Origin of the sequence: Aeromonas sp. Y311-2 (genome assembly GCF_027706025.1) — a bacterium.
GTDB lineage: Bacteria > Pseudomonadota > Gammaproteobacteria > Enterobacterales > Aeromonadaceae > Aeromonas > Aeromonas veronii.
In genome coordinates this window covers 1-26,371 of sequence record NZ_JAPDCL010000007.1, presented here as the reverse complement: position 1 = coordinate 26,371, position 26,371 = coordinate 1, and the positions used below count along the sequence as shown (strand labels likewise).

Here is a 26,371-nt window from a genome sequence, read left to right as displayed (position 1 = left end):
CCTTGCCGTTTCATCACGGTTTCACTGTAACGAAATGGCAACAAAAAAAGCAGCCGACCCATGAGTCGACTGCCTGAAACAGTTGTAAATAAATTGTGACAAGCCGCTAACCAATCCCCACTACAACTTGACCATGATATGGCGCGGCACAGTGTAATCCTCCAGCGCATAGAGGGAGAGATCCTTGCCGTAGCCCGACATCTTCATGCCGCCGTGGGGCATCTCGGAGGTGAGCATGAAGTGGGTGTTGATCCAGGTGCAGCCATATTGCAAGTGGCTGGCCACCTTGCTGGCGAGGCTCAAATCCTTGGTCCAGACCGACGAGGCGAGGCCATAGTCCGAGTCGTTGGCCCACTGCACCACCTGCTCGGCATCGTTGAAACGGGTCACCGACACCACGGGGCCAAACACCTCGCGGCGCACGATCTCATCCTCCTGCCGGGCCCCGACAATCAGGGTCGGCTCGAAGAAGAAGCCGTTGCCGGGACGGATCTTGCCCCCCGCCGTCACCTCCACATGACCGCTGCTCTGGGCCCGCTCGACAAAGCTGGCGACCCGGTTGCGCTGTCTGTCCGAGATAAGCGGCCCCATCTCCACACCCTCCTCGTACTGACTTCCCACCTTGATGGAGGCCACCGCATCGGTCATGGCGGCGACAAACTTGTCGTAGATCTTGCCCTGGGCATAGATACGGCAGGCGGCGGTGCAATCTTGCCCTGCATTGTAGAAGCCGAAGGTGCGAATGCCCGCTACCACCGCCTCCAGATCAGCATCGTCGAAGATGATCACCGGTGCCTTGCCCCCCAGCTCAAGGTGGGTGCGCTTCATGGTGCGGGCGGCGCTTTGCAGGATCTTCTGGCCGGTGGCGATATCGCCGGTGAGCGACACCATCCGTACCAGCGGGTGCTCCACCAGCGGTGCCCCCACGCTTTCCCCCCGCCCGCAGATGACGTTGATAACGCCGCGGGGGAAGATCTCGCTGGCCAGTTCGGCAAGACGCAAGGCGGTGAGCGGGGTCTGCTCGGAGGGTTTGAGCACCACCGTATTGCCCGCCGCCAGCACCGGCGCCATCTTCCAGGCCGCCATCATCAGCGGGTAGTTCCAGGGGGCGATACTGCCCACAACACCTATGGGGTCGCGGCGGATCATGCTGGTGTGCCCCTCGAGATACTCCCCCGCCAGCGGCCCTTGCAGACAGCGGGCCGCCCCGGCAAAGAAGCGGAAGCAGTCCACCACCGCAGGCAGCTCGTCATTGAGCACAGCCAGATAGGGTTTGCCGCAGTTGAGGGATTCGAGCGCCGCAAACTCCTCGGCGTGGCGCTCGACGAGATCCGCCAGACGCAGCAGCAGGTTGCTGCGGCTTGCCGGGGTGGTGCGGCTCCACTGGGCGAAGGCGCGCTGGGCACCGTTCACCGCCCGGTTCACCTGTTCGAACGAGGCTTCGGGTACGGCGGCGATCTGCTCGCCATTGGCCGGGTTGAGAATGGGTTCGGCCTGCCCCTCGCCGGTCACAAACTGGCCATCAATCAAGAGTTGGGTAGAGAGTTTCATGGTTGCATCCTTGCGCACGCGTTGAGTCATCATTTACCACTGCCAGCGACATCATGGGTGTCGCGAGTGAGGTAGTAGGCAAGCAAAATAGGGATAGTGGTGAAGGCCACTATGATGAGGGCCACCACGTTGGTGACCGGCCTGTCACGGGGACGGATCAGCTCCTGATACATCCAGATGGGCAGGGTGGTCTGCTGGCCCGCCGTAAAGGTGGTGACGATCACTTCGTCAAAACTCAGGGCAAAGGCCAGCATGCCCCCCGCCAGCAGCGCCGTGGCCAGATTGGGCAGGATCACGTAGCGCAGGGTCTGGAAGCCGTCGGCCCCGAGATCCATCGACGCCTCGATGAGGCTCTGGTTGGTGCGGCGAAAACGGGCCAGCGCATTGTTGTAGACCACCACCACACAAAATGTGGCGTGGCCGATAACGATGGTCCAGAAGCTGAACGGGATCTCCATCAAGCCGTAGGCCGAGCGCAGCGCGATACCGGTGACGATACCGGGCAGCGCGATGGGCAACACCAGCAACAGCGACACCACCTCCTGACCGAAGAAGCGGCTGCGGGCAATGGCCCCTGCCGCCAAGGTGCCGAGGATCATGGCCGCCAGCGTCGCCAGCCCCGCTACCTCCAGCGACAACTGGATAGCACGCCACACATCGGGGCGATTGAGGGTCACCTCGAACCATTTGAGGGTGAGCCCGGGGGGCGGAAACTGGTAACTCTTGCTCTCGCTGGTGAAGGCGTAGAGGAAGATAAACAGAATGGGAAAGTGCAGGAACAGAAGCCCGCCGATGGCGGCGTACTTGAGCAGGCCCGAAGGGCGCTCTCCCTGACGGCTCATTGAGCTAGCTGACATGACGGCCTCCTTGCTGCCGGTTCAAAGCGATAGGGTCAAAGCGCATCAAAAGCCCCCAGTCGTTTCGCAATCGCCAGATAGATGGCGATGATAAGGATCGGCACCAGCGAGAAGGCGGCGGCAAAGGGCAGATTGCCCGCCGTTCCCTGCTGCATGTAGACCACCTGACCTATATACATGGTCGAGTTGCCGATGATGCCGGGGATGATGTAATCACCTAGGGTCAGCGAGAAGGTGAAAATGGAGCCCGCCACCACACCGGGCAACGCCAGCGGCAGGATCAGGTTGCGAAAGGTCTGGGCGGGTGTCGCCCCCAGATCGCTGCTCGCCTCCAGCAGGGATCGCGGAATACGCTCCACCGCCGCCTGAATGGGCAGGATCATGAAGGGCAGCCAGACATAGACGAACACGATAAAGGTGCCGAGCCGCGAGAAGGAGAGCGACGGGCCACCGATCACCGGCAGGGAGAGGATGGCATCGAGCAGCCACTCCAACCCCATGCTGTCCGCCAGCCAGCTCACTACCCCCTCCTTGGCCAAGATCAGCTTCCAGGCGTAGACCCGCACCAGATAGCTGGACCAGAGCGGCAGCATGATCCCCACATAGAACAGCGCCCGGGTCTTGCCACTGGTGTAGCGTGCCATGTAGTAGGCAACCGGAAAACCGAGCAGGGCGCAGGCCAGGGTCACCAGCAGCGACATGCCGACGGTGCGGCCGATCACATCCAGATTCTCCGGTCGCAGCAGGGCGACGAAGTTTTGCAGCCCCAGCTCGTGGCGCACCTGACCGCTGAACTCGTCCAGCCCGAACAGGGAGTTGGAAAGCAGCATCAGCAAGGAGCCGACATAGATGATGCCGAGCCACATCAGCGGCGGCCCCAGCAGGATCGCCAGCAGCAGGCCGGGCCGACCATAGAGCAGGGTCGAGAGGCGCCGCAGCGGCCTGAAACGGGCAGGTTCGGGCTGATGGTTCATGGCAAGACTCGCACTGTGAGGGGCACTCATGGCTGCGCCCCCTGATGGGCGCCGCTCAGGCGATGGATGGCCTGCTCCGGCCAGCTGAGGCTGACCCTGCTGCCACGGGCCAGACGGGCCTGCCCCTCATTGGGGTGGTTGACGATGATCTCGAGCTGCTCCCCGAGATCAACCCGATAACGGACGAAGGGACCCAGATACTCCACCTCGCGGATCTCTCCCGACCAGCCCGGCGCACCCGCCTCAGCGAGCCGGATCCGCTCCGGGCGCACCATCATCTGGCTGCCGTCGCCGCACAGCCGTCTGGCCTGCTCCCCTTCGAACAGATTGACGGTGCCAACGAAGCGGGCCACAAACGGCGTCGCCGGAGCGTCGTAGATGGTATCGGGGGCGGCAATCTGCTCGATCTTGCCCTGACTGAAGATGCAGATCCGGTCGCTCATTGAGAGCGCCTCCTGCTGATCGTGGGTGACGAAGATAAAGGTGATGCCCAACTGGCGTTGCAACGCCTTGAGCTCAAGCTGCATCTGCTCGCGCAACTTGAGATCGAGGGCCCCCAGCGGCTCGTCCAGCAGCAGGATGCGTGGCTGGTTGATAAGCGCCCGGGCGATGGCGATGCGCTGGCGCTGGCCGCCGGAGAGCTGGCTTGGGCGGCGCTTGCCGACCCCAGGCAGTCGCACCAGCTCCAGCATCTCGTCCACCTTGCGGTAACGCTGTGCCTTGGCGACCCCCTTGAGCATCAGGCCATAGCCGATGTTGTCGCGCACATCCATGTTGGGAAACAGGGCGTAGTCCTGAAACACGGTATTGAGGTTGCGATCGTAGGGGGGCACGGTGGAGCAGGGTTCGCCAAACAGGCGGATCTCCCCCTCGCTCGGGTACTCAAAGCCCGCGATCATCCGCAGGCAGGTGGTCTTGCCGGAACCGCTCGGCCCCAGCAGGGTAAAGAATTCCCCGGAAGGGATCTGGAAAGAGATGTCGTCAACCGCCTTCACCTCGCCATAGTGGCGACTGACCCGGTCAAATTGTACGGCGTTCATGGGGCGTCCTTGTCTGTACTGGGATTGGCCGGACTCCTGTCCGGCCCGCTTGATTATCCGCTCTCGGCAGTCGTGCAGAGGAGGCGCAGCTCCCCTGCCGTTGGCAAGGTGGCAACGGTTCCGACCACCTTGCTCACCCCACCTTAGCGGCCGCCCAGAATGGCGATATAGTCGGAAACCCAGCGGTAATAGGGCACGCAAGTTCCCTGGCTCTTGCACTGGGAGACCGGAGTGCGCCAGAAGCGAACCCGATCGAAGTTGTCGATACCGTTGGTTTTGCACCCGGTCGGGCCCAGCAGGGCATTGCCCTCACAGGCGGCAGGCACCACAGGCACCGAGCCAAACCAGGCGGCGAGATCCCCCTGCAGCTTGTTGCTCAGGGAGTGTTCCAGCCACTTGTAAGCGCAGGTGAGGTTCTTGGCATCGCTGTGCACCATGCTGGTATCGGCCCAACCGGTCACTCCCTCTTTCGGCACAGTGGTGGCGATGGGCTGCTTGTCGGCGATCAGGGCATTGGCCTGGAACGGCCAGGAGCCTGACGCAACCACCCCTTCGTTCTTGAAGTCATCGATCTGGACGAAGGCATCATGCCAGTAGCGTCCCACCAGCTGGCGCTGCTTGCGCAGCAGATCGAGGGAGGCCTTGTACTGATCCTCGTTCAGCTCGTAAGGATCCTTGATGCCCAGGGCGGGCTGATGGGTCATCAGATAGAGGGCGGCATCGGCGATGTGGATCGGGCCGTCAAAGGCCTGCACCCGCCCCTTGTTGGACTTGCCATCCGCCAGGGTCTGCTCCTCGAACACCACGTTCCAGGAGTCCGGTGCCTTGGGGAACACCTTGGTGTTGTACATCAGGATATTGCCGCCCCACTGGTAGGGCACGCCGTAGTGCTTGCCATCCACAGTGTGCCAAGGGGCATTTTGCAGCCGGGGATCAATCTTGCTGTAGCTCGGGATGAGCGCCAGATTGAGCGCCTGCACCTTGCCACCGGCAATCAGACGCAGACTGGCATCGCCGGAGGCGGTCACCAGATCGAAGCCCCCCTCGTTCATCAACGCCACCATCTCGTCCGAGGTGGCCGCCGTCTTGACGCTCACCTTGCAACCGGTCTCTTTCTCGAATCCGGTCACCCAGTCGTAGTTCTTGTCGGTCTCGCCACGCTCAACGTAGCCAGCCCAGGCCACGATATTGAGCTGGCCTTCACCCTTGCCGAGCTCGGTCGGGGCAGCCTGGGTCTGGCCTGCCAGCAGCGCCGGAACAAGAGCCAGCATCAGAGGGGTCAATTTCATCATGCACTCCTTGCATTGTGTTGACTTGCATCAGGTGAAGGAACGCCACCATGGGCGTTAACATCCTGTTAACCAGCAATGAGCTTAGGGGAGTGGCAATACGATGAATATTTCAATTTTTGATGGCTCAGGTATCAGCTAAATCGATATCGAGTGCAGATGAATCTGATTTTTGGTGGCTACCCCGCAAGAGATGGCTAGCGAGGGAGCGCCTGACGGGCCCGCAACCGGCTCTGATCCCGCGCAATATCGATAAATTCCCGCGCCGTCCAATCCAGCCGAGAACCACGGCGCCACACCAGCCCGATATCGATGGCGGGAATGGGCTCCTTGATGGGGCGCGCCTCGACCCGCTCCTGCTCCAGCGACCAGGGGCGATAGGCAAAATCGGGCAACAGGGCGACCCCGAGCTGGCTGGCGACCAGACTGCGCACAGCCTCCACCGACGCGGTGCGCAGCACGATACGGGGGGAGATGCCGTAGCGGCGCAGGCCGCCACCGATGATCTGATCGAGCTGATCGGCGGTCAGCGAGATCATCGGCTCCTCCCCCAGCGCGGTGAGCGAGAGGGTCGACTCGGCGCAGAGCGGGTGGTTGGCGGCCAGCCAGAGCCGCAGCGGCGAACGGGTCAGCAATTCGGTATCAAACGCCTCTTGTCGGATGGTACGGTTGGTCATCAGGATCCCCACATCCACCTCGCCATTGACGATCTGGTGCTCCAGAAAAGGCTGTTCATCCTCCTTCACCTCGATCTGTACCGCCGGAAAGGCACGGCGAAAGCGGCCAAGCGCCTCTGAGAGGTAGTAACCCGCCACCAAGGTGGTCACGCCGATGGTGAGTCGCCCCTGATCCTGCTGGGCCACCGCTTTGAGGGAGTGGCTCGCCTCGGTCATGGCGCCGAGAATACGGCGGGCGTGGAGCAAAAACTGGTGGCCCTGAGTGGTGAGGGTGACGCCACGCGGGTTGCGCTCGAATAGCGGGGCGCCGAGCTCGGTCTCCAGCTCGCGAATGGCGCTGGTGACCGCCGACTGGGAGATATGCAGCTCGGCGGCGGCGCGGCTCACTGAAAAACTGTCGGCCACGGCAACGAAATAGCGGATCTGGCGAAAGGTAAAGTTCATCGGGCATCCTTGCCGATTGGTTCGATGAGTGTGATTGGTAAGATTGACTGCCAGCTTAACCGTAAACGGGCGTCTCGCCAAAACCGGGCACTGCTGCCAACTCAATGATCTGCCGATTAAAACCATGCCCCTGCGGCTTGGCGAGCACGACAGGGGCATGGGTCATCGCAGCAAGGTGCAGACAGGGCTATCAGGATTTGTTGAGATACCCCGCCAGCTGGCCGATCAGCCGCTTGCGCAGCTCGCCGAGTTTGGGTTTTTCGTCCGCACACCAGGGCAGCGGACGGCACGCTTCGATGGTGCGCAGGCCAAGACGGGCGGTGAGCAGCCCGGCCCCCACCCCTTGCGCCGCGCGGGCAGAGAGCTTGGCGGCAAACTCGGCGCCCAGCAAGTCCATCCCCACCTCGGTCACCAGCTCGGTAGCACCGGCGTAGAGCATGTTGCGAAACACCTGACGGATCAGACGTATGCGGCTCCAGTAGCCGAGCTCGATGGCGTAGACATCGGCGATATCCTCGATCATCCGCAGGTTGCGCCACAGCATCAGCATCATGTCGACGGTAGCGAGCGGGCTGAGCGCCACCAGCACAGCGGCCTCCCCCGACCATTTGGCCACCCGCGCCTGGGCCAGCTTGTCGCGTTCGCTCAATACCAGCTGGCTGTAGAGGGTCAGCACCTCCCGATCGCTGTGGCTCTCATCGAGCTGGGCCAGCCAGGTTTGATACCCCTCGCGCCCCTTGTCGCCACTTTTGACCGCCAACCCTTCGCAAAAGGCCAGCCCCTGCCCGACTCCCTGATGAGCCAGCAGATCTTCTGCTCGCGAGCGCACATCCTGACGCCGCTTGAGGGTGCGCAGCCGCAGCCACTCGCGCCCCACCACGCTGGCGGTCCCCGCAGCGACCAGCGCCGAGGCCGCCAGCCAGGCGCTGCCCCAGAGCGGGGTGGTGAGAAATTGATCGTAAAGAAAGGCACCATACTGGCCCAACGAGAGCAGACCGACTGCCCCCAGCCCCCACGCCAGCAGCCGATGGCGGCGGCGCGGTTTGCTGACGAGGGCGCTCTCCACCTCGGTGAACTCATCCAGCTCATCTAGACGCTCGAAACTCGCCTCCTCCAGCCGCTGGGCTGGTGCGGGCGGTCGCTCGCCACTGGCCACCGTCAAGGCAGGCTCAAGGATCACCTTGCCCTGCAGCGGCGGCCGCTCTTTTATCTGATCGTTCATCGCATTGTTCTCCTGTGCGCAGCCTTCGGCTCAGGTGCCAAGACCGCACACCGTTATTCGAGGTGATCCCCGAGCAGAAACTCCAGCGCCGCATCGAGCCGGATATGGGGCAGCGCCTGATGGGGGCTCATGGGCATGGGGCGAAACGCCTGAAAATCAAAGCCCTGATTGTTCCACCACTGCGCGGGTGGAATATGGGGCGGCACCTCCCCGGGGAACAGCAGCAGCGGCTCACCGCTCAGGCTGGTGCCACGGATGGCGGGGAACTCGCGGCCATTGGCCACCCCCTTGCCCACCTCGGTCGCCTTGATGGCGGCGAGCGCCAGACACTCGGTGGTGATCCCCTCAAAACGGGCCTGACCGCGGCCGCTGCGTACCAGATGCTGGAGCAGGGAGACCATGGGCGCATGCTGTTCGGGGGTGACGTGATCGGCCTTGCTCGCCACAAACAGCAGCTTGTCGATACGGGGCGAGAAGAGTCGCCGCCACCAGTTGCTCTTGCCGTAGGCAAAGCTCTCCATGATGCGGGCGATGGCCTGCTGCATGTCGCCAAAGCTGGCCGCCCCGGCGTTGAGAGGCTGCAGGCAATCCACCAGCACGATCTGGCGATCAAAGCCGGCAAAGTGCTGCTCATAAAAACCCTGCACCAGATGCTGTTTGTACTGCTCGAAGCGCTGCCTGAGAGTGGCGTAGAGGGTACCATCGGCGGGCTCGCTGTCAGGCATCTCCCACACCCAGGGGACAAATTGCAGCATGGGGGCACCGGCATACTCCCCCGGCAACACGAAGCGACCGGGTTGAATAAGGTGCAATCCCAGCTCCTGTTTGCAGGCATGCAGATAGGCGGTGTAGCGCTCGGCAAGCTCAGCCACCGGCCGCTCTTCGAAGCGCTGATCGACCTGCCACCCGGGTGTCAGCCAGCTGGCGGCAAGAGCCTGCAGCTCTGGGCGACGAAGCTGCTCGCGCACCTGTTCGCTCCACTGCTCGTAGCTCATCTCAAGGAGCGGCAAGTCGAGCAGCCACTCCCCGGGGTAGTCCACCAGATCCACGTAGAGGGTGGAGATCTCCCCCAGATGCTTGCGCAGAGGGTGACGGGTGCGATAGCGGATTTCGAGGCGCACCTCGGCCACGCCGCGGGTGGGCTCGGGCCAGGCAGGTGGATCGCCAAACAGGGAGTCGAGGCCACGCTCGTAGGCAAAGGTGGGGATGTGGGCATTGAGCTGCGGCACCCGGCGGGCGCCGAGGATGCGCCCTTGACGCAGGGCATCCCACAACGGCAAACGGCCATCGATGGCCGCGTGTTCCAGCTGGTTGACCAGCGCCGTGATAAAGGCGGTTTTACCGCTGCGAGAGAGGCCGGTCACCGCCAGCCGAATATGGCGATCCCGCACCCGGTTCACCACGTCATTCGCCTTGTGTTGCAGGCGAGTCAACTTCTGTTCCAGTTTATTGAGTATCAAGGCTTGACCCGTTCTCCCTTGGTGGTTGCATCTGGATAGCTGGTGTCGATGGTGGCGCATCACGGGAGGCGCCGCCATCGACATGGGGGCTTCAGCAAGAACTACAGCTTGCGAAATTCCCGCTGCAGGGTGAACTCCCTGGAGGTCACCAGCTTCTCGATCCGCTGAACTCTGGGCTCCAGCGCGTCAAGTTCCTGCGCGATACGGCCCAGCGCCTGATGAGGGGTGATCCCCGCCTGCCAGCTGCGCGCTTTCATCCGCACCTCGGCAAAGTCGGCATCCTCTTGCGAATAGAGTGTGACCGGCTTTTTATCGAGCAAGAACCAGGCAGCGATATAGGCGGTGAAGGTAATAAAACCGGCGAAGATAAGGCCACTGATGGCGAGCAGCCGCACGATCCAGGTCTCCACCCCGAAATACTCAGCCAAACCGGCACAGATCCCGGCTATCTTGCCACGCTGGGGATCGCGATAAAGGTTACGCCCTTCACGACTGACACTGCTCATACCTTGTTTCTCCAACCGGGTACTTCCGCATCCAGAATCGACTCCAGCGCCCCTACTCGCTCCTGCATCTTCTCGGTGCGAGCCAGCAGCCCTTGCAGCTGTTCCCGCTCGCTATCGGCAAGACCGGCGCCAATCCGCCCCTTGGCACGATAGTGCAGCACCAGCCAGATGGGAGCCACCACCACCATGAAGACCACCATGGGAACCATCAATACGCCCAGCAGATCTTCCATCTGTTACTCCCCCTGTTTGCCTTCGCTTTTGCTGTCGCCCTGACCCAGCTTCTGGCGCATGGCTTCCAACTCGCGGCTTATCTGATCGTCCACTTCCAGCTCGGCAAACTGCTGCGCCAGCGCCTTGTCGGACTGACCCAGATCGGCGCGCGCTTCCATTTCGTCGATGCGACGCTCCATCCGCTCAAACTTGCTCACCACCGCCTGGCTCTCGCCACGGGCTACCTGGCTCTGCACATTGAGACGGCTGCTGGCCGCTTCAGTGCGAATGGCCATCGCCTTTTGACGGGCGCGGGCATCTTCCAGCTTGGCTTCGAGCTGGCGGATCTCCTCACCCAGCTTCTCGATACCGCTGTCTACCGCCTGCTGCTCGCGGTAGAGGGTCTCTGACAACTCGGTCTGTTTCTTCTTCTCGATAAGGGCGGCGCGGGCCAGATCTTCACGCCCTTTGGTCAGGGCCAGCTCGGCCTTGGCTTGCCACTCGTCGACCCGCTCCTGATGACGGGCGACCTGACGGCCAATCTCTTTCTGGCTGGCGAGGAAGCGAGCCAGATTGGAGCGCTCCTTGACCAGCTCGTCCTCCATCTCCTGGATGATCAGGCGCACCATCTTCTGGGGATCTTCTGCCTTGTCGAGCAGGGCCGTCAGGTTGGAATTGATGATGTCGGCCAGACGGGAAAAAATACTCATGATTGCACTCCTGTTATTGGCATGGCTGGCATGGCGTTGTTTCTCCATTGACAATGGCAACTTGTGTGCCAATCTGGAACAAAATTTAACTTGTTGATTTATATGGGGCAGAATAGCCGAATTGCAAGATGTCTCGCGCAAGAGATGATTAAAATCACCAACTTTTGGTAAGATTGACCAGCTTTTACAACTGACAGGGATCACTATGACCACGGCCACGGAAAGCCTGCTGGGGGAATCCAACGCATTTCTCGAGATCATTGAGCAGGCCTCACGGCTCGCCCCGCTGCGCAAACCCGTGCTGATCATCGGTGAGCGGGGGACGGGCAAGGAGCTGATCGCCCACCGCCTACATTATCTCTCGGCGCGCTGGGATCAAAGCTTTGTCACCATCAACTGCGCCACCCTGAGCGAGAGCCTGCTGGAAACCGAGCTGTTCGGTCACGAAGCGGGATCGTTTACAGGCGCGGCCAAGCGCCATCAGGGCCGCTTCGAGCGGGCCGATGACGGCACCCTGTTCCTTGACGAGCTGGCCACCACCAGCGCCCGGGTGCAGGAGAAGCTGCTGCGAGTCATCGAGTATGGCGAGTTCGAGCGGGTGGGTGGGGCCAAGCCCCTCAAGGTGGATGTGCGACTGGTCTGCGCCACCAACGAGGATCTCCCTGCGTTGGCCGACAAGGGGCAGTTTCGCCACGATCTGCTCGACCGGCTCGCGTTTGATGTGATCACCCTCCCCCCCTTGCGGGAGCGGCGGGAAGATATCCTGATGCTGGCGGAGCACTTCGCCCACAGCATGACCCGGGAGCTGGGCTATCCGCTGTTTGCCGGTTTCTCGCGCAAGGCGACCCAGTTGCTGCTGGATTACCACTGGCCGGGCAATGTGAGAGAGCTGAAGAACGTGGTGGAGCGCAGCATCTATCGTCAGGGCAATCCCCAGCTGCCGCTCTCGACCCTGGTGCTCAACCCGTTTGATTCCCCCTGGCGACCACAGGTCACGCAACCTGCGCAAGAGGACCGAAGCGAGGTACAATCTGCATCCCCCCTCGCCTTGCCGCTCGATCTCAAGCAGGCGGTGGCGGAGTACGAGATTAATTTACTCAAGCAAGCGATGCAGCAATCCCAGTATAATCAGCGCAAAGCCGCTCAACTGCTGGCCTTAAGCTATCACCAGTTCCGTGGCATGCTACGCAAATATCAGCTGCTGGATGGCGATAACGATGCAGAACAAGAATGAAGGAGCGCGGTTGATGCCGACTCCAGCAACACGCCAGCCTTCGCGCTGGCACATTTGTATCAAAACGTGCGTACAAAACCCCTATAAGAACATGGTTCAACAATGAGAATGCTCACACCCTTGCTGCTGGGTCTGCTGGTGCTGGTCACCGGCTGCCAGAAGCAACCCGAGGCCTCCAAAACCGGACTCATCTATTGTGCTGAGGGATCCCCCCTCTCCTTCAATCCCCATGTTTCCAACTCCGGGGTGACACTGGATGCCAGTGCCCGTCCGCTCTACGACCGCCTGCTGGAGGTGAACCCCAACACCCTGGCGCTGGAACCAGCGCTCGCCACCAACTGGCATGTCAGCGAGGATGGCCTCACCTATACCCTGACCCTGCGCAAGGGGGTGACGTTTCACCATACCCCCTGGTTCAAGCCCACCCGCACTTTCAATGCCGATGACGTGGTCTTCACCTATGCCCGCCAGCTGGACGAGCAGCACCCCTATCACAATGTGTCCGGGGGCGATTACCCCTACTTCTACAGCCTGGGGCAAGATCTGCTGATCAAGCGGGTGAGCAAGAAGGGGCCGCAGACGGTAGTGTTCGAGCTGAACCAGCCGAACGCCTCCTTCCTCGCCACTCTGGCCAGCGACTATGCGGTGATCCTCTCCGCCGAATACGCCGAGCAGATGTTGCAGGCGGGCACGCCAGCCCTGCTGGATAGCCGCCCCATCGGCACCGGGCCGTTCAGCTTCAAGGAGTATCGCCACAACGAGTTCATTCGCTATCTGCGCCATCCCGGCTACTGGGGTGGCGATGCCAAGATTGAACAGCTGGTCTACGACATCACCCCCAAATCCGCCAAACGGCTGGCCAAGCTGCTGACCGGCGAGTGCGACGTGATGAGCACCCCTTCCGCCAGCCAGCTCTCGGTGATCAAGCAAAATCCGGCGCTGAGCCTCTCGGTCCAGTCGGGGATGAACGTCGCCTTTTTGGCCCTCAATACCCGCAAGCCGCCGTTCAACAACGTCAAGGTGCGTCAGGCCATTGCCAGCGCCATCAACATCGACAACCTGTTGCAGGCGGTCTATTTCGATACCGGCCTGCCCGCCAACAGCCTGCTGCCGACTCTCTCATGGGGGTACAACCCCAGCCTGCCCGAGCGCAAACCCGATCTGAAACGGGCGCGCCAGCTGCTCAAGGAGGCGGGTCTGGAGAAAGGGTTCGAGATGCAGGTGCTGGTGCAACCGGACGCCCGCCCCTACAACCCGGATGCGGTCAAGACCGCCCAGCTGATCCGCAGCGATCTGGCCAAGGTCGGGATCAAGCTCAAGATCGTGCAACGGGAGTGGCCGGTGATCGAAGGCCGCCTCACCAAGGGGCAGTACGACAGTCTGCTCTCCGGCTGGATTGCCGATAACGCCGATCCGGACAACTTCTTCCGCCAGCTGCTGAGCTGCTCGGCAGTGGAGCGCGGCAACAACTACAGCCGCTGGTGTAGCCCGGCCTTCGATCAGTTGCTGGATGATGCGGTCACCACGCCCCAGCTCTCGTTCCGGCTGCGTAACTACTACTATGCCCAGACCCTGCTCAACGAACAGCTGCCGCTGATCCCGCTGGCGCACGCCTTGCGTACCCAGGTCAGCCGCAGCGACATCGAGGGGCTGACGCTGATGCCCTTTGGCGGCACCTCCTTCAACCAGGCTCACAGGGAGTAAGCATGCTTCTATACACCTTGCGCCGCATCAACCTGCTGCTTATCACCCTGCTGGCGCTGACCTTTGTCGCCTATCTGCTGGACTATCGGCTGATCGGCCATCAGCTCAGCTTCTGGAGCGGCTATCCCGACTTCCTGCGCCGCATTTTCGCAGGTGACCTGGGGCTCTCCAGCGTCTCCGGGCTGCCGGTGCTGGACGAGATCCGCCACTACTTCCCGGCAACCCTGATCCTCTGTCTGGCGGCGTTCGCCATCTCGCTGCTGGTGGGCATTCCCCTCGGCACCCTGGCGGCCCTGTCCCAGGGAAAGACGCTGGATCTCTCCATCATGACTGCCGGTCTTATCGGCTATGCGGTGCCGGTGTTCTGGCTGGCACTGCTGGTAGTGATGCTCTTTTCGCTGGATCTCGGCTGGTTGCCAGCCTCCGGGCAGATCAGCCTGCTCTACGACGTGCCCCCCATAACCGGCATCGCGGTGCTCGATGTGCTGCTCAGCAACGAGCCCTGGCGGCAAGCGGCGCTGCATGATGCCCTGCGCCACCTGATCCTTCCGTCACTGGTGCTGGCGGTGGTGCCCACTACCGAGGTGATCCGCCATGTGCGCAGCTCCCTCATCGACGTGATGAAGCAGAACTACATCAAGGCGGCGGCGAGCCGGGGCCTTTCCAAGGCGCAGATCGTTTGGCGCCATGGTCTGAAGAACGCCCTGCCGCCGGTACTGCCGCTGCTGGGTCTGCAACTGGGTAGCGTGCTCACCTCCGCCATGATCACCGAGGTGGTGTTCGAGTGGCACGGGATCGGCCGCTGGCTCATCAGCAGCATCGCCCTGCAGGATTACGCCGCCATTCGCGGCGCGACCCTGGTGGTGGCCAGTTTCGTGATCCTGACCAGCGTCAGCACCGAGTTGCTGACCACCCTTATCTATCCGGCACGGCGCAAAGAGTTGTATGCCAAACAAGATTGAACGCGCTCATGGCGTGACCAGGAGCCAGGTATCCTATGCAAGATAAATCGAACATCTATCCCGAGCTCAAGATCCTCTCGCCCCTTGAGCAGACGTGGGCCTCCTACAGCCGCAATCCGCTGGCGATGGCAGGGCTTTGGTGCTTTTTGCTGTTGCTGCTCATCACGCTGGTGGGGCCGCTGGTCGTCCCCTACGGCATCGATGAACAGCACACCGACAAGCTGCTGCTCGCCCCCTCCTGGGCGGCAACCGGCAACATCGACTACTTCCTCGGCACCGACGATCTGGGGCGCGACATGCTCTCCCGGCTGGTAGTGGGGGCGCGCCTCACCTTCGGCTATGCGCTGGTCGTGGTGGTGATCGCCATGGTGGTGGGCTCCGCCATCGGTATCCTCGGCGGGATGAGCAAGGGGCTTAAATCGAGCGTGCTGCACCACCTGCTCGATACCCTGCTCTCCATCCCCTCCCTGCTGATGGCCATCATCATGGTCGCCATCATGGGGCCGGGTTTTGGCAATACCCTGATTGCCATTACGCTCGCTTTGATCCCGCCCTTTATCCGGGCCACCTATAACGCAGTGCATGCCGAGATGCAGAAGGAGTACATCACCGCCAGCCGCCTCGATGGCTCGCCTCCCTTCCGGATCATGCGGCTGGCTATTTTGCCCAACATCGTCGAAACCCTGGTGGCCCAGACCACCCGCACCTTGTCGGCGGCCATTCTCGATATCTCGGCGGTCGGTTTTCTTGGCCTCGGCGCCCAATCTCCCCAACCGGAGTGGGGCACCATGCTGGCCGATTCGAGCGACCTTATCTATCTCGCCCCATGGACCGTCACCCTGCCCGGCATCGCCATCCTGTTCAGCGTGCTGGTGACCAATTTAGTTGGTGAAGGCATTCGTGAAGCACTCAAAGAGGGGAATGACTGATGCCGCTGCTCGATATTCGCAATCTCACCATCGAGATCGACACCCCGCAAGGCAAGGTCAAGGCGGTGGACAAGGTGAGCCTGACCCTGACCGAGGGGGAGATCCGCGGTCTGGTGGGTGAATCCGGCTCCGGAAAAAGTCTGATCGCCAAGGTGATCGTCGGCATCGAGAAAGACAACTGGACGGTTCGTGCCGACCGGATGCGTTTCAACGACATGGATCTGCTGACCATGGCACCCAAGGAGCGCCGTCGCATCATGGGCCGCGAGATCGCCATGATCTTCCAGGACCCCATCAGCTGTCTCGACCCCTCCGAGGAGATCGGCACCCAGCTGGAAGAGGCGATCCCGACCGATTCGTTCGAGGGACAATTCTGGCAGCGCTTCCAGTGGCGCAAGAAAAAGGCCATCGCCCTGCTGCACCGGGTAGGCGTCAAGGATCACCGCAAGGTGATGCGCGCCTATCCCCACGAGCTGTCGGATGGCATGTGCCAGAAGGTGATGATCGCCATGGCCATTGCCAACCAGCCGCGTCTGCTGGTAGCCGACGAGCCCACCAGCGCCATGGAGTCCACCACCCACTCCCAGATCCTGCGACTGCTGGACAAGATGAACAAGCTGGGCAATACCACCATCCTGATCATCAGTAACGATATCGCCGCCATCGCCAACCTGACCGATACCATCAACGTGATGTACTGCGGCCAGATGGTGGAAGTGGGCACACGGGAGCAGATCCTCGAGACCCCGCATCACCCCTACACCGATGCGCTGCTCAAATCGATCCCCGACTTTGACAAGCTGGTGCGCCACAAGTCGCGCCTAGAGACATTGCCCGGCGTCATCCCGCCGCTGCAACACCTGCCCATCGGTTGCCGTCTGGGGCCGCGCTGCCCCTACGCCCAGAAGCAGTGCGTGCAGACCCCCCTGATGAACAAGATCAAGGGCCATCAGTTCAGCTGTCACTTCCCGCTGAACATGGAGGAGCCAAAAAAATGATGACCGTTAATGCCCCCATGAAGGAGCCCCGCTTGTGATCGAGCCATCCCTGTTGCAGGTCAGAGGCCTTAGCAAAACCTACCAGAACCGCACCGGTCTGTTCCGTCGTCAGGCTGTGGAGGCGATCAAGCCCCTCTCGTTCGACCTCGAAGTGGGCCAGACCCTCGCCATCGTCGGCGAGGCAGGCTCCGGCAAGAGTACCCTCGCCCGCATTCTGGCTGGCATGATCGAACCCACCAGCGGCGACATCGCCATCGACGGCCAACTGATGGTGCATGGCGATTACCAGACTCGCTGCAAACTGCTGCGGATGATTTTTCAGGATCCCAACACCTCGCTGAACCGCAAGATCCGGGTCGGCCAGATCCTGGAAACCCCACTGCGCCTCAACACCGAGATGACTGAAGAGGAGCGCCGTGAGAAGGTGGTGCAGACCCTGCGTATGGTGGGGATGCTGCCGGATCACGCCCTGTTCTATCCGCAGATGCTCTCCTCCGGTCAGCAGCAGCGGGTGGCGCTGGCGCGGGCACTGATCCTCAACCCCAAGATCGTGGTGGCCGATGAGGCGCTCTCCACCCTGGATATCTCGGTACGCTCCCAGATCATCAACCTGCTGCTGGAGATGCAGGAGACCATGGGACTGAGCTATGTGCTGGTAGCCAACGATCTGGGCATCGTCAGCCATATCAGCGACGAAGTGCTGGTGATGCACGAAGGTCGGGTGGTGGAGCGCGGCAAGACCCTTAAAGTGTTTGCCGATCCCCAGCATGAGGTGACTCGCCGTCTCATCCAGAACTACAACAACGAATACCGCAAATAGAGAGGCGCTGGCCACCTCCCTCACCGCTGTGTTTTGCCGAGCTCACACGGCGGGATCAAAAAAGCCCACTGCATGCAGTGGGCTTTCTGTTACCGGCGTTGCTGCTTAGGCTTGCAGCAGCAGACGGTTGATACGGGAGACGAAGCTCGCCGGATCGTTCAGTCCGCCCTGCTCGGCCAGCTGGGCCTGTTCGTGCAGCAGGGTGACCCACTCACCGAACAGTGCCTCGTCTTCAATGGTGTCGAGTTTCTTCACCAGCGCATGGTCAGGGTTGAGCTCCAGAATGTACTTCTGCTCCGGTACCGGCTGGCCGGCCGCGCGCATCAGCTTGATCATCTGGGTGCTCATACCGTAGGCGTCGGTGACGATGCATGAGGGGGAGTCGGTCAGACGGTGGGTGACCCGCACCTCTTTCACTGCATCGCCCAGGCTCTTCTTGACCCGCTCCACCAGACCGGCGTTGGCCTTTTCGGCCTCTTCCTGGGCCTGCTTGGAGGCTTCGTCTTCCAGATCGCCGAGATCCAGTTCGCCACGGGTGACGGAGATAAGCTGCTTGCCGTCGAACTCGGTCAGGTGGCTCATCAGCCACTCGTCCACGCGCTCCCACATCAGCAGCACTTCGACACCCTTCTTGCGGAAGATCTCGAGGTGCGGGCTGTTCTTGGCAGCGGCATAGGAGTCAGCAGTGATGTAGTAGATCTTCTGCTGGCCTTCCTTCATGCGACCAACGTAATCCTCGAGAGAGACGGTCTGGGCTTCGCCCTCGCCAGCGGTGCTGGCAAAACGCAGGAGCTTGGCGATCTCTTCGCGGTTGGCGTAATCCTCGGCCGGGCCCTCTTTGAGCACGTTACCGAACTCTTTCCAGAACTTGGCGTACTTCTCGGCATCGTCTTTCGCCAGCTTGGAGAGCATGGTCAGCACGCGCTTTGAGCAAGCCTTGCGCAGAGAGGCAGTCACCTTGTTGTCCTGCAGGATCTCGCGGCTGACGTTGAGCGGCAGATCGTTGGAGTCCAGCACCCCTTTGACGAAGCGCAGGTAGGTCGGCATAAACTGCTCGGCGTCATCCATGATGAAGACGCGCTGCACATAGAGCTTCAGACCGTGCTTCTGCTCGCGGTTGTAGAGGTCGAACGGTGCGCGGGCCGGTACGTAGAGCAGGCTGGTGTACTCCTGCGCCCCTTCCACCCGGTTGTGACCCCAGAGCAGCGGATCTTCAAAGTCGTGAGCAACGTGCTTGTAGAACTCCTGATACTCCTCGTCCTTGATATCTTTCGGGTTGCGGGTCCAAAGTGCCGTGGCGCGGTTGACCTGCTCCCACTCGCCCGGGGTGCCGACGATGGTCTCGCCATCCTCTTCCCGATCCGGGGTACCCTCTTTGAACATCTCGACCGGTACGCTGATGTGGTCGGAATATTTGCCCACCACGGAGCGCAGACGCCAGTCGTCGAGGAACTCGTCCTCTTCGGCACGCAGGTGCAGGATGACGTCGGTACCGCGACCAGCTTTGGTTACGTCAGCGACGGTGAAGGAGCCTTCCCCTTCCGATTCCCACTGTACGCCCTGCTCCGGAGCAGTACCGGCGGCGCGGGAGACCACGGTCACCTTGTCGGCCACGATAAAGGCGGAGTAGAAACCGACCCCGAACTGACCGATCAGCTGAGAATCCTTGCCCTGATCGCCGGAGAGGTTTTTGAAGAATTCTGCGGTGCCGGACTTGGCGATGGTACCCAGATGCTCAATCACCTGATCACGGGTCATACCGATCCCGTTATCGGAGATGGTCAGGGTACGCTTCTCTTTGTCCACCACCAGACGCACACGCAACTGGCCGTCGTTTTCGAACAAAGAGGCATCGGAAAGCGCCTTGAAGCGCAGCTTGTCCGCCGCATCGGAGGCGTTGGAGATCAGCTCGCGCAGGAATACTTCTTTGTTGGAGTAGAGGCTGTGAGCCATCAGGCTCAGCAGTTGTTTGACTTCAGTCTGAAAGCCGTGGGTTTCGGCATGAACACTTTGGGTCATGGACCAATCCTCAGAAACATCGGGTTGAACATATGCCCAACCTAGATGGGGACAGCGATCCAAATATCAAGGGGGCGAATGTGCAATCCTGCTCATTCGCCCCCTGTTGGCGTGTAACCGCCGATTTTATGTTCAGTTTTTCGCGACTTACCGCCACCCGCCCCTTACTTGAGGCGCTGGCGCCCCATCAGGGAGTGGGAAAGCGTAGTGCCATCCACCAGTTCCAGCTCGCCCCCCACCGGCACCCCGTGGGCGATGCGGCTCACCTCCACCCCGGCCGCACGGGCCATGTCGGCGATATACCAGGCGGTGGCATCCCCCTCGATGGTGGGATTGGTGGCGAGGATCAGTTCGCTGATGTGCTCTTCCTTCAACCGGCGCTCGAGAATATCGAGCCCCAGCTCCTCCGGGCCGATGCCGTCCAGCGGCGACAGATGACCCATCAGCACAAAGTAGCGACCGGAGAACTGGCCGGTCTGCTCGATGGCCGCCACGTCCGCCGGGCTCTCCACCACGCAGAGCAGGCCATTCTCTTCCCGCTTGGGATTGGCGCAGATATCGCAGCGGTCGTTCTCGGTAAAGGTGCGGCAGTGGCTGCAGTGGCCAATCTCGGTCAGGGCGCGAGAGAGCAGCTGGGCCAGCCGCAAACCGCCGCTGCGCTCACGCTCGAGCAGGGTAAAGGCCATCCGCTGGGCAGACTTGGGCCCCACCCCCGGCAATACCTGCAGGGCTTTCATCATCTCATCGAGCAGGGGACTGAACTTCATAACACTCCTTACACGGGCCTGCCCTCGCCACCACCAAGGCCACGACGGGTCAGCAAAACAGGATAACGCCATTGGCGCAGGACTATACCCGAGCCCGCCGCCCATCGCCATCGGCTTGCCCACAGCGCCCGCAAAAAACCCAGATAGCAAAAAGCCCTGATGTTTCCATCAGGGCTTTGCAATGTGGCGGTGAGGGAGGGATTCGAACCCTCGATACGTTGCCGTATACACACTTTCCAGGCGTGCTCCTTCAGCCACTCGGACACCTCACCAAATTTTGGTCTGTGGTTTAACGTGTTCAGCCAACACGATGTTCGCTGCGCTGTTGCGCTGGAACGGGGCGTAATTTAGGGGAAAGCCCCGCCCGCGTCAACGGCTTTTTTCACCTGGCGAACCGTTCGAACACTTAATGCACAGATTCCGGTGCAACCTGGATTTCCGGCAGGTTGAGGAAGCCGGAACGTTCGCATTCGGCAACCAGTTCGTGGGTGGCAGCGATGGTGCTTTGCACGAACAGCAGGAACTGCTCGACGCTGAGTCCGGCCTTGGTAAAGACGGTGTGGCCGACCACCAGCCGCGGCAGGTTGTCATCGATGATATCGAGAAACACCTTGAGGGAGGGGTACTGCATATTGAGTCGGCCCAGTTCGGCAACCAGCGGCAGCATTGCGGAGGGGCGCACTTCCAGCTCGGAGGAGAACAGCAGGCCTTCCTCTTCCACGAAGATCCGGCTCTCCTGAATACCATCGACCGACTGCAAAGAGACAATGTGGATACCGTGACACTGGTCGCAGACATAGTGCTCGATTCGAGCCTGTTGCAACCAACGCATTATCATTTCGGAGCTGGGGATATTCATCATTTCCACGACAAGATTGGGATCAAGGGGCGCAGTCTAAACCAATTTGCTATCAACAAAAAGCACGCCAACCCGATAACCCTGCGGCTCGCTTCTTTTTGGCAAGCGCTATGCATATACTCAGCCAAATCCACGATGACGCTTGCCCCACAGGGGGCCCCATGACTATCCAAGAAAAGTATCGCCTTCATCTGAAATCACTCTCGGATGAGCTGCTCACCCTGCAAAAACCCATCCGCATTCTGGATGCCATCAAATGGCCACGCCATCTGCAGGATCGCTTTCTGGCAAGCGGTGGCAGGGAGCTGCCCGCTATCGACAGGCACTTCTATGATGCCCTCCCCCTCGGCTTCGATCCGCGCAACAAGTATCTGGAGCTCAAGGAGCTGCGGGACCGGATCCGCAGAAAACTGGGGCCACAGGACGATCTTGGCCGGATCCTGCAAGAGACGGTCGATCAGTACATGGTAGTGATCGAGATGCTGCGCCAGCGGGGCCAACCCGATTTTCAGCGTTACAGCCAGCTGCTTTATGGCTCTGCCAGCGATCACCTGCGCGGGGATCGCAAGACTCTCAAGGAGCTGGGCGCCCGCCTGTGCGATATCTTCTCCCTGCCCGGCGCGCGCCATCTGGTGCGCCCCTACCCCAAGGAGTTCGAAGGAGAGGCCGCGGTCGCCAAACTGCAGGGCAAGCTGTCGAGCTACTTCAGTGACGGCACTGTGCAGGTGAAGCTGAGCGATGGCATCGTCTCCGATGCCGCGGCCGGTGGCGACTACATCAAGCTCAACTCCCACGCCCGCTTCTCCGAGCTGGACTTGCAGGTGCTGGAGGTACACGAGGGGTGGGTCCATGTCGGCACCACCCTCAACGGTCGCCAGCAGCCTTATGCCACCTGGCTGAGCGCCGGTTCACCGCGGATCACCGCCTGTCAGGAGGGGCTGGCCGTCCTGATAGAGACCCTCACCTTCAGCTCCTTCCCGGATCGGGCCAAGCGCATCTCCGATCGGGTGATGGCCATCGACATGGCCGAGCGCGGCGCCGATTTTATCGAGGTGTTTCAGCACTTTGTACAGCAGGGCACCAGCGAGCACGACGCCTACAAGATCACCCAGCGGGTCTTTCGTGGCGGCATGGTGGACGGCGGCGCCTGCTTTACCAAGGATCTCTCCTACGTGCGTGGCTATGTGGAAACGGTCAACTTTATCCGCAGCGCCGTGCTGGAAGGGGTGCCCGAAATCCTGCCGATGCTGTTTGTCGGCAAGGTGACACTGGATGACATTCCGGTGCTCTATCAGCACTATCTGGAGGGGCTGATCGCCGCTCCCCGCTATTTGCCGCCGATGTTTCGCGATCTCACCGGCCTCTATGTCTGGTTCGGTTTTGCCTCCGGCATGTCACTGGTCGATATCGGCCGGGTACAGCACCATTTTCGCCAGCTGTTTCAACGCCTGCCGGTGGCCGACCCCATCATTGCGCCGGTGGATATCGAGATCGACTAAACCACAGCGATACAAGTTGGGGAAAATAAAAAGGGCGCCAGATTGGCGCCCTTCTCGACGATTCAAACTGTCGCAGCCGACTTACTTGTAGGCCCGACCTTCGAGATAGTGTTTGCGACAGAGCGACACATAGCGATCGTTGCCGCCGATCTCCACCTGTTCGCCATCACGCATCACCTGACCCGCTTCGTTGACCCGGGAGTTCATGTGGGCCTTGTTGCCACACCAGCAGATGCTCTTCAGCTCTTCAAACTTGTCGGCCAGACAGAGCAGATGGTAGGAGCCCGGGAACAGCTCGCCGCGAAAATCGGTCTTGAGGCCATAGGCCATCACCGGAATATCCTGCTCATCGACGATGCGGGCCAACTGGTAGACCTGCTCACGGGTCAGGAACTGGGCCTCGTCCACGATAAAAACATCGATATGTTTCTTCGCATGGCGCGCTTTCACCATTTCAAACAGATCGCAGCTGTCGCTGAACACGTCCACCTTCAGCTCAAGGCCAACCCGGGCACTGATCACCCCGACCCCGAAACGGTCATCGATGGCTGGCGTCATCGCCAGAGGATGCATGCCCCGCTCCAGATAGTTGAAGTGCGCCTGAATGAGCTGGGTGGATTTGCCTGAATTCATGGTGGCAAATTTGTAGTGCAGTGAAGCCATGATACTGTTCCGAAACTGAATTTATGGGGCGCATGCTAACCAAAGCCCCTGACAAAACCAAGGGGCCCGCGGGCCCCTTGCTCTATAAATGTTACGCGGTGGCCAGCATTGGCCGCGCTTTGGCCTTTTTCAGGTGATAGCCGGTAAAGAGCACGAACCAGAGGGCACTGACACTGAAACCGGCCAGGCTGGAGTGCATCAAGCCCATCGCCAGGTAACCGATGGCCGCACCGAAGGCGATGGCCAGTGCATAGGGCAGCTGGGTCATCACGTGATCGATGTGATGGCAACCGGCGCCGGTGGCAGAGAGGATGCTGGTGCTGGAGATGGGCGAGCTGTGATCCCCGAATACCGAACCTGCCAGTACCGCGGCCAGCATCGGCAGCATCAGGCTGATGTCGCTGGCGGCGGCCATGTCACCGGCCAGCGGCAGCATGATGCCGAAGGTACCCCAGCTGGTACCGGTAGCAAACGCCATGGCACAGGAGAGGATAAAGACCACAGCAGGCAGCACTTCGATCGGCAGGTTACCGTTAGCCAGCGAAGCCAGATACTTGCCGGTCTCAACGTCACGCACCACGGCACCTATGGTCCAGGCAAACAGCAGGATGTTGATGGCTGGCAGCATGGCCATGACGCCTTGCGGAGCGGCCTTGATCCAGTTCTTGGCTCCCAGCTTCAGGCGCATCGCCAGACCGATGGAGACCACCAGACTGCACAGGGCACCGTAGACCAGCGAAGAGCCGACGTTGGTATTTTCGAACGAGCCGAGCACGCTGAATGGCAGCCCTTTCTCGCTCAGCACCGCAGCACCGGAATCAATCATGAAATAGATGGTGGCGGCGGTCAGGGTCAGGATCGGCAGAACCATGTCGATCATGCCGCCGTTGCTCTCTTCCGGGCTCTCCATATCCAGACCGATGGGGCGGCCCTTGGACTCATCCCACAGCTTGCCTTCCAGCGCCCACGCTTCGTGTTGACGCATCGGGCCGATATCGAGTTGGAATGCAATCACCACCAACACCATGATCAGGGTGAAGACGGCGTAGAGGTTCATCGGGATCATCTCGACAAACGCAGCGATGGGGCTCTGTTCAGTCAGACCGTGGGCCGCCATGATGCCGCCAACCAGGGCGATGATATAAGCCCCCCAGGAGGAGATGGGCATCAGCACGCAGACCGGCGCCGCGGTGGAGTCCAGCAGATATGCCAGTTTGGCACGGGAGATCTGGAAGCGGTCGGTGACCGGACGGCAGATTGCCCCCACCGACAGGCTGTGGAAGAAGTCATCGATAAAGAAGGCAAACACCATCATGCCAGTCAGGGCTTTGGCGCCCTTGCGGGTCTTGGCACGACGCTCGGCCCACTCGGCAAAGGCACGGGTCGCCCCGGAGACGCTCATCAGGCTGATGAGGCCACCCAGCAGCAGCATAAACAGGATCATGTTGACATTGTCACGATTGAGCGCGCCATCGACCCAGAAGATCTTGAGCACGGTATTCAACATGTAATGCAGGGATTCGAGGGGCGAAAACTGATTGAGCAGCAAACTGCCGGTGACGATGCCCACACCAAGGGACAGCAGCACGCGGCGGGTCATGATAGCCAGCGCGACAGCCAACAGGGGGGGAAGAACGGACCAACCGGAGTCGGCGAAATGACTAATATCCATGATCTCTTTGCACCTAAAGATTACAGGTGGAGATCTACCGAGAGGATCTAAAGAAACAAAACCTATGGGGAGGTCATACTCCTCAGCCCCTTCAGGTAGCGCTCCATAGTGGATGACTATGGCAGTCCTGCACCTATTAGATGCAGAACCAGCAGCCCGGTATGATGGCCTGGCCACTTCGGCGCTGACTCCTTTCCTTGTGCATCACAGGCATCACCCTCCGCACAAATACTCATAGGCAGCGCGCCTCTACTTAAAGGTATTCGCCGCACATTTTATCGAGATGGCAGCTTATAGCAAGTTTTTTGATTAAATAGTCACGATAAACATATCAAGGTCGAAAAATGGTAGTCAAATGATGCAACAACGCCTGTTTTGACGCTATTTTCACCTACTGCGGTTTCATTGGCATCCAATCTCCAAGCCTATTGCAGGCCATATTAAATATCTGTATTGATGTTCCCCACGGATATTATATTTAACCCGGCTTGACTTATTTAAATCGCCAAGCAAGAATCAGCTAGAACATAATATTTTTCTCTGACTCGACGTGGTAACTCCTATGAATGAATTTTTAAAGGTACTGCTTAATATCCGCAGTCTGCGTGCGACCTGCCGCGAACTTTCTCTGGAACAACTGGAAGAGGCACTGGAAAAACTCTCTGCGATCGTTGCTGAGCGTCAGCAGGATGAAGCTGCCGAGCGTCAGGCCCGTGAAGAGCATCTGCGGAAAATTAACGAATATAGCGAAATGCTGAAAGCCGCCGGTATTGACCCGGCAGAATTGGTAAGCGCTGTCGCTACCAACCCCGGCAAATCAGAAAAAGCCAAGCGGGCGCCACGTCCAGCCAAATATCGCTATCAGGATAATGGCGTAGAGAAAACCTGGACCGGCCAGGGCCGTATGCCTTCGGCTATTGCCAGCGCAGTGGCAGCAGGCAAATCACTGGAAGATTTTGCTATCTGACAGCGCTTGCGTTGCCAATAAAAAACCTCGCTAGGGCGAGGTTTTTTATTGCCGCTTAAACGTGAAATATCAGATAGCCGATTGCGGGCGATCTGCTGCCTTGACCCTTAACCATCCCCTCATATGAGCGAGGCGTGGCGCGGCTTCTGAGGTATGATCGCCATCCTTGACCAGCTAATACCCAACAGACTATCCCCATGTTTAACCACGAACTAATCCTCAACCACATCGACGATATATTTGGACAGGACATGCATGCTAAGCGTGTTCTTTCCCTCGCCAATGCTACCCTCGGGGTTATCGAGTCAGGTTCACTGGCCATCCACGCCATCGGT

The 26,371-nt window shown here is 60.4% G+C and carries 24 protein-coding genes, 1 tRNA gene, 1 pseudogene and 1 riboswitch; of the genes and pseudogenes, 9 read left to right on the top strand and 17 right to left on the bottom strand.

What is annotated here, in order from left to right:
* Positions 1-120 precede the first annotated feature (120 nt).
* The 11 genes from OKC42_RS08700 to pspA form a co-directional block, all read right to left on the bottom strand.
* Positions 121-1,551 (bottom strand): gamma-aminobutyraldehyde dehydrogenase, encoded by a 1,431-nt coding sequence (locus tag OKC42_RS08700; protein ID WP_040069353.1) that lies wholly within the window; start codon positions 1,549-1,551, stop codon positions 121-123.
* 29 nt (positions 1,552-1,580) lie between these two features.
* The gene (locus OKC42_RS08695; RefSeq protein ID WP_019444920.1) at positions 1,581-2,408 is read right to left on the bottom strand and encodes an ABC transporter permease; all 828 of its coding nucleotides are present in this window, start codon (positions 2,406-2,408) and stop codon (positions 1,581-1,583) included.
* Positions 2,409-2,443: 35 nt separating this feature from the next.
* Positions 2,444-3,412 carry an ABC transporter permease gene (locus OKC42_RS08690; protein ID WP_129503873.1) on the bottom strand — a complete coding sequence of 323 codons (969 nt, stop codon included), beginning with the start codon at positions 3,410-3,412 and terminating at the stop codon, positions 2,444-2,446.
* On the bottom strand, positions 3,409-4,422 hold the full coding sequence (locus OKC42_RS08685) for an ABC transporter ATP-binding protein (RefSeq protein WP_129503872.1): 1,014 nt from the start codon (positions 4,420-4,422) through the stop codon (positions 3,409-3,411). Before OKC42_RS08685 ends, OKC42_RS08690 begins: the two co-directional genes overlap by 4 nt.
* Positions 4,423-4,565: 143 nt before the next feature.
* On the bottom strand, positions 4,566-5,711 hold the full coding sequence (locus OKC42_RS08680; protein WP_019444922.1) for an ABC transporter substrate-binding protein: 1,146 nt from the start codon (positions 5,709-5,711) through the stop codon (positions 4,566-4,568).
* Between the two features lie 197 nt (positions 5,712-5,908).
* A complete protein-coding gene (locus OKC42_RS08675; RefSeq protein ID WP_005346246.1) occupies positions 5,909-6,832 on the bottom strand; it encodes a LysR family transcriptional regulator in 924 nt (307 codons plus the stop codon).
* Between the two features lie 190 nt (positions 6,833-7,022).
* A complete protein-coding gene (locus OKC42_RS08670) occupies positions 7,023-8,054 on the bottom strand; it encodes a YcjF family protein (protein WP_129503871.1) in 1,032 nt (343 codons plus the stop codon).
* Positions 8,055-8,107: 53 nt separating this feature from the next.
* Positions 8,108-9,514, bottom strand: a complete 1,407-nt coding sequence (locus OKC42_RS08665) for a YcjX family protein (protein ID WP_164979951.1) — start codon at positions 9,512-9,514, stop codon at positions 8,108-8,110.
* Positions 9,515-9,615: 101 nt separating this feature from the next.
* The gene (pspC, locus tag OKC42_RS08660) at positions 9,616-10,020 is read right to left on the bottom strand and encodes an envelope stress response membrane protein PspC (protein WP_005333670.1); all 405 of its coding nucleotides are present in this window, start codon (positions 10,018-10,020) and stop codon (positions 9,616-9,618) included.
* The gene (gene pspB, locus OKC42_RS08655) at positions 10,017-10,253 is read right to left on the bottom strand and encodes an envelope stress response membrane protein PspB (protein WP_005333672.1); all 237 of its coding nucleotides are present in this window, start codon (positions 10,251-10,253) and stop codon (positions 10,017-10,019) included. The genes pspC and pspB overlap by 4 nt, the downstream gene beginning before the upstream one ends.
* Positions 10,254-10,256: 3 nt before the next feature.
* Positions 10,257-10,943 carry a phage shock protein PspA gene (gene pspA, locus OKC42_RS08650; protein WP_005361184.1) on the bottom strand — a complete coding sequence of 229 codons (687 nt, stop codon included), beginning with the start codon at positions 10,941-10,943 and terminating at the stop codon, positions 10,257-10,259.
* A 205-nt stretch (positions 10,944-11,148) separates the two neighbouring features.
* Between pspA and pspF the strand changes: the two genes are divergently transcribed.
* From pspF to OKC42_RS08620, 6 genes are all read left to right on the top strand, one after another.
* The gene (gene pspF, locus OKC42_RS08645; RefSeq protein ID WP_270803715.1) at positions 11,149-12,177 is read left to right on the top strand and encodes a phage shock protein operon transcriptional activator; all 1,029 of its coding nucleotides are present in this window, start codon (positions 11,149-11,151) and stop codon (positions 12,175-12,177) included.
* Between the two features lie 108 nt (positions 12,178-12,285).
* Positions 12,286-13,881: an ABC transporter substrate-binding protein SapA gene (sapA, locus tag OKC42_RS08640; protein ID WP_041202111.1), complete on the top strand. Its 1,596-nt coding sequence runs from the start codon at positions 12,286-12,288 to the stop codon at positions 13,879-13,881.
* A 2-nt stretch (positions 13,882-13,883) separates the two neighbouring features.
* Positions 13,884-14,843 carry an ABC transporter permease gene (locus OKC42_RS08635; RefSeq protein WP_129503868.1) on the top strand — a complete coding sequence of 320 codons (960 nt, stop codon included), beginning with the start codon at positions 13,884-13,886 and terminating at the stop codon, positions 14,841-14,843.
* 35 nt (positions 14,844-14,878) lie between these two features.
* Positions 14,879-15,772, top strand: coding sequence for an ABC transporter permease subunit (locus tag OKC42_RS08630; RefSeq protein ID WP_005333677.1), 894 nt, complete (start codon positions 14,879-14,881; stop codon positions 15,770-15,772).
* Positions 15,772-16,770, top strand: coding sequence for a peptide ABC transporter ATP-binding protein (locus OKC42_RS08625; RefSeq protein WP_005333679.1), 999 nt, complete (start codon positions 15,772-15,774; stop codon positions 16,768-16,770). Before OKC42_RS08630 ends, OKC42_RS08625 begins: the two co-directional genes overlap by 1 nt.
* Before the next feature lie 34 nt (positions 16,771-16,804).
* Entirely contained in the window at positions 16,805-17,590 is a 786-nt protein-coding gene (locus OKC42_RS08620) for a peptide ABC transporter ATP-binding protein (RefSeq protein ID WP_005333681.1), read from the top strand.
* 105 nt (positions 17,591-17,695) lie between these two features.
* On the opposite strand, the gene htpG is transcribed toward OKC42_RS08620, so the two are convergent.
* The 4 genes from htpG to OKC42_RS08600 all read right to left on the bottom strand — a co-directional run bounded on the left by htpG (position 17,696) and on the right by OKC42_RS08600 (position 21,238).
* On the bottom strand, positions 17,696-19,609 hold the full coding sequence (htpG, locus tag OKC42_RS08615) for a molecular chaperone HtpG (RefSeq protein ID WP_040097518.1): 1,914 nt from the start codon (positions 19,607-19,609) through the stop codon (positions 17,696-17,698).
* A 164-nt stretch (positions 19,610-19,773) separates the two neighbouring features.
* Positions 19,774-20,376 carry a recombination mediator RecR gene (recR, locus tag OKC42_RS08610; RefSeq protein WP_019444931.1) on the bottom strand — a complete coding sequence of 201 codons (603 nt, stop codon included), beginning with the start codon at positions 20,374-20,376 and terminating at the stop codon, positions 19,774-19,776.
* Between the two features lie 184 nt (positions 20,377-20,560).
* Positions 20,561-20,648 (bottom strand) — tRNA-Ser (locus OKC42_RS08605).
* Positions 20,649-20,782: 134 nt separating this feature from the next.
* A complete protein-coding gene (locus OKC42_RS08600) occupies positions 20,783-21,238 on the bottom strand; it encodes a YbjN domain-containing protein (RefSeq protein WP_005337119.1) in 456 nt (151 codons plus the stop codon).
* Between the two features lie 158 nt (positions 21,239-21,396).
* On the opposite strand from OKC42_RS08600, the gene OKC42_RS08595 reads away from it, so the two are divergent.
* Positions 21,397-22,734, top strand: a complete 1,338-nt coding sequence (locus tag OKC42_RS08595) for a flavohemoglobin expression-modulating QEGLA motif protein (protein WP_129503867.1) — start codon at positions 21,397-21,399, stop codon at positions 22,732-22,734.
* Between the two features lie 81 nt (positions 22,735-22,815).
* Here OKC42_RS08595 and OKC42_RS08590 read toward each other — a convergent pair whose 3' ends face one another.
* Together OKC42_RS08590 and OKC42_RS08585 are read right to left on the bottom strand one after the other, a co-directional pair.
* A complete protein-coding gene (locus OKC42_RS08590) occupies positions 22,816-23,397 on the bottom strand; it encodes a thymidine kinase (RefSeq protein ID WP_005351181.1) in 582 nt (193 codons plus the stop codon).
* Positions 23,398-23,488: 91 nt separating this feature from the next.
* Complete coding sequence (locus OKC42_RS08585; RefSeq protein ID WP_270803716.1) at positions 23,489-25,069, bottom strand: Na+/H+ antiporter NhaC family protein; 1,581 nt, start codon at positions 25,067-25,069, stop codon at positions 23,489-23,491.
* An 88-nt stretch (positions 25,070-25,157) separates the two neighbouring features.
* Positions 25,158-25,329: riboswitch (Lysine riboswitch) on the bottom strand.
* A 302-nt stretch (positions 25,330-25,631) separates the two neighbouring features.
* Here OKC42_RS08585 and OKC42_RS08580 point away from each other — a divergent pair.
* Both OKC42_RS08580 and OKC42_RS08575 read left to right on the top strand, forming a co-directional pair.
* Positions 25,632-26,036: an H-NS family histone-like protein gene (locus OKC42_RS08580; protein WP_005337123.1), complete on the top strand. Its 405-nt coding sequence runs from the start codon at positions 25,632-25,634 to the stop codon at positions 26,034-26,036.
* A 197-nt stretch (positions 26,037-26,233) separates the two neighbouring features.
* Positions 26,234-26,371: pseudogene (locus tag OKC42_RS08575) on the top strand (IS4-like element ISAs18 family transposase); the annotation flags it as partial.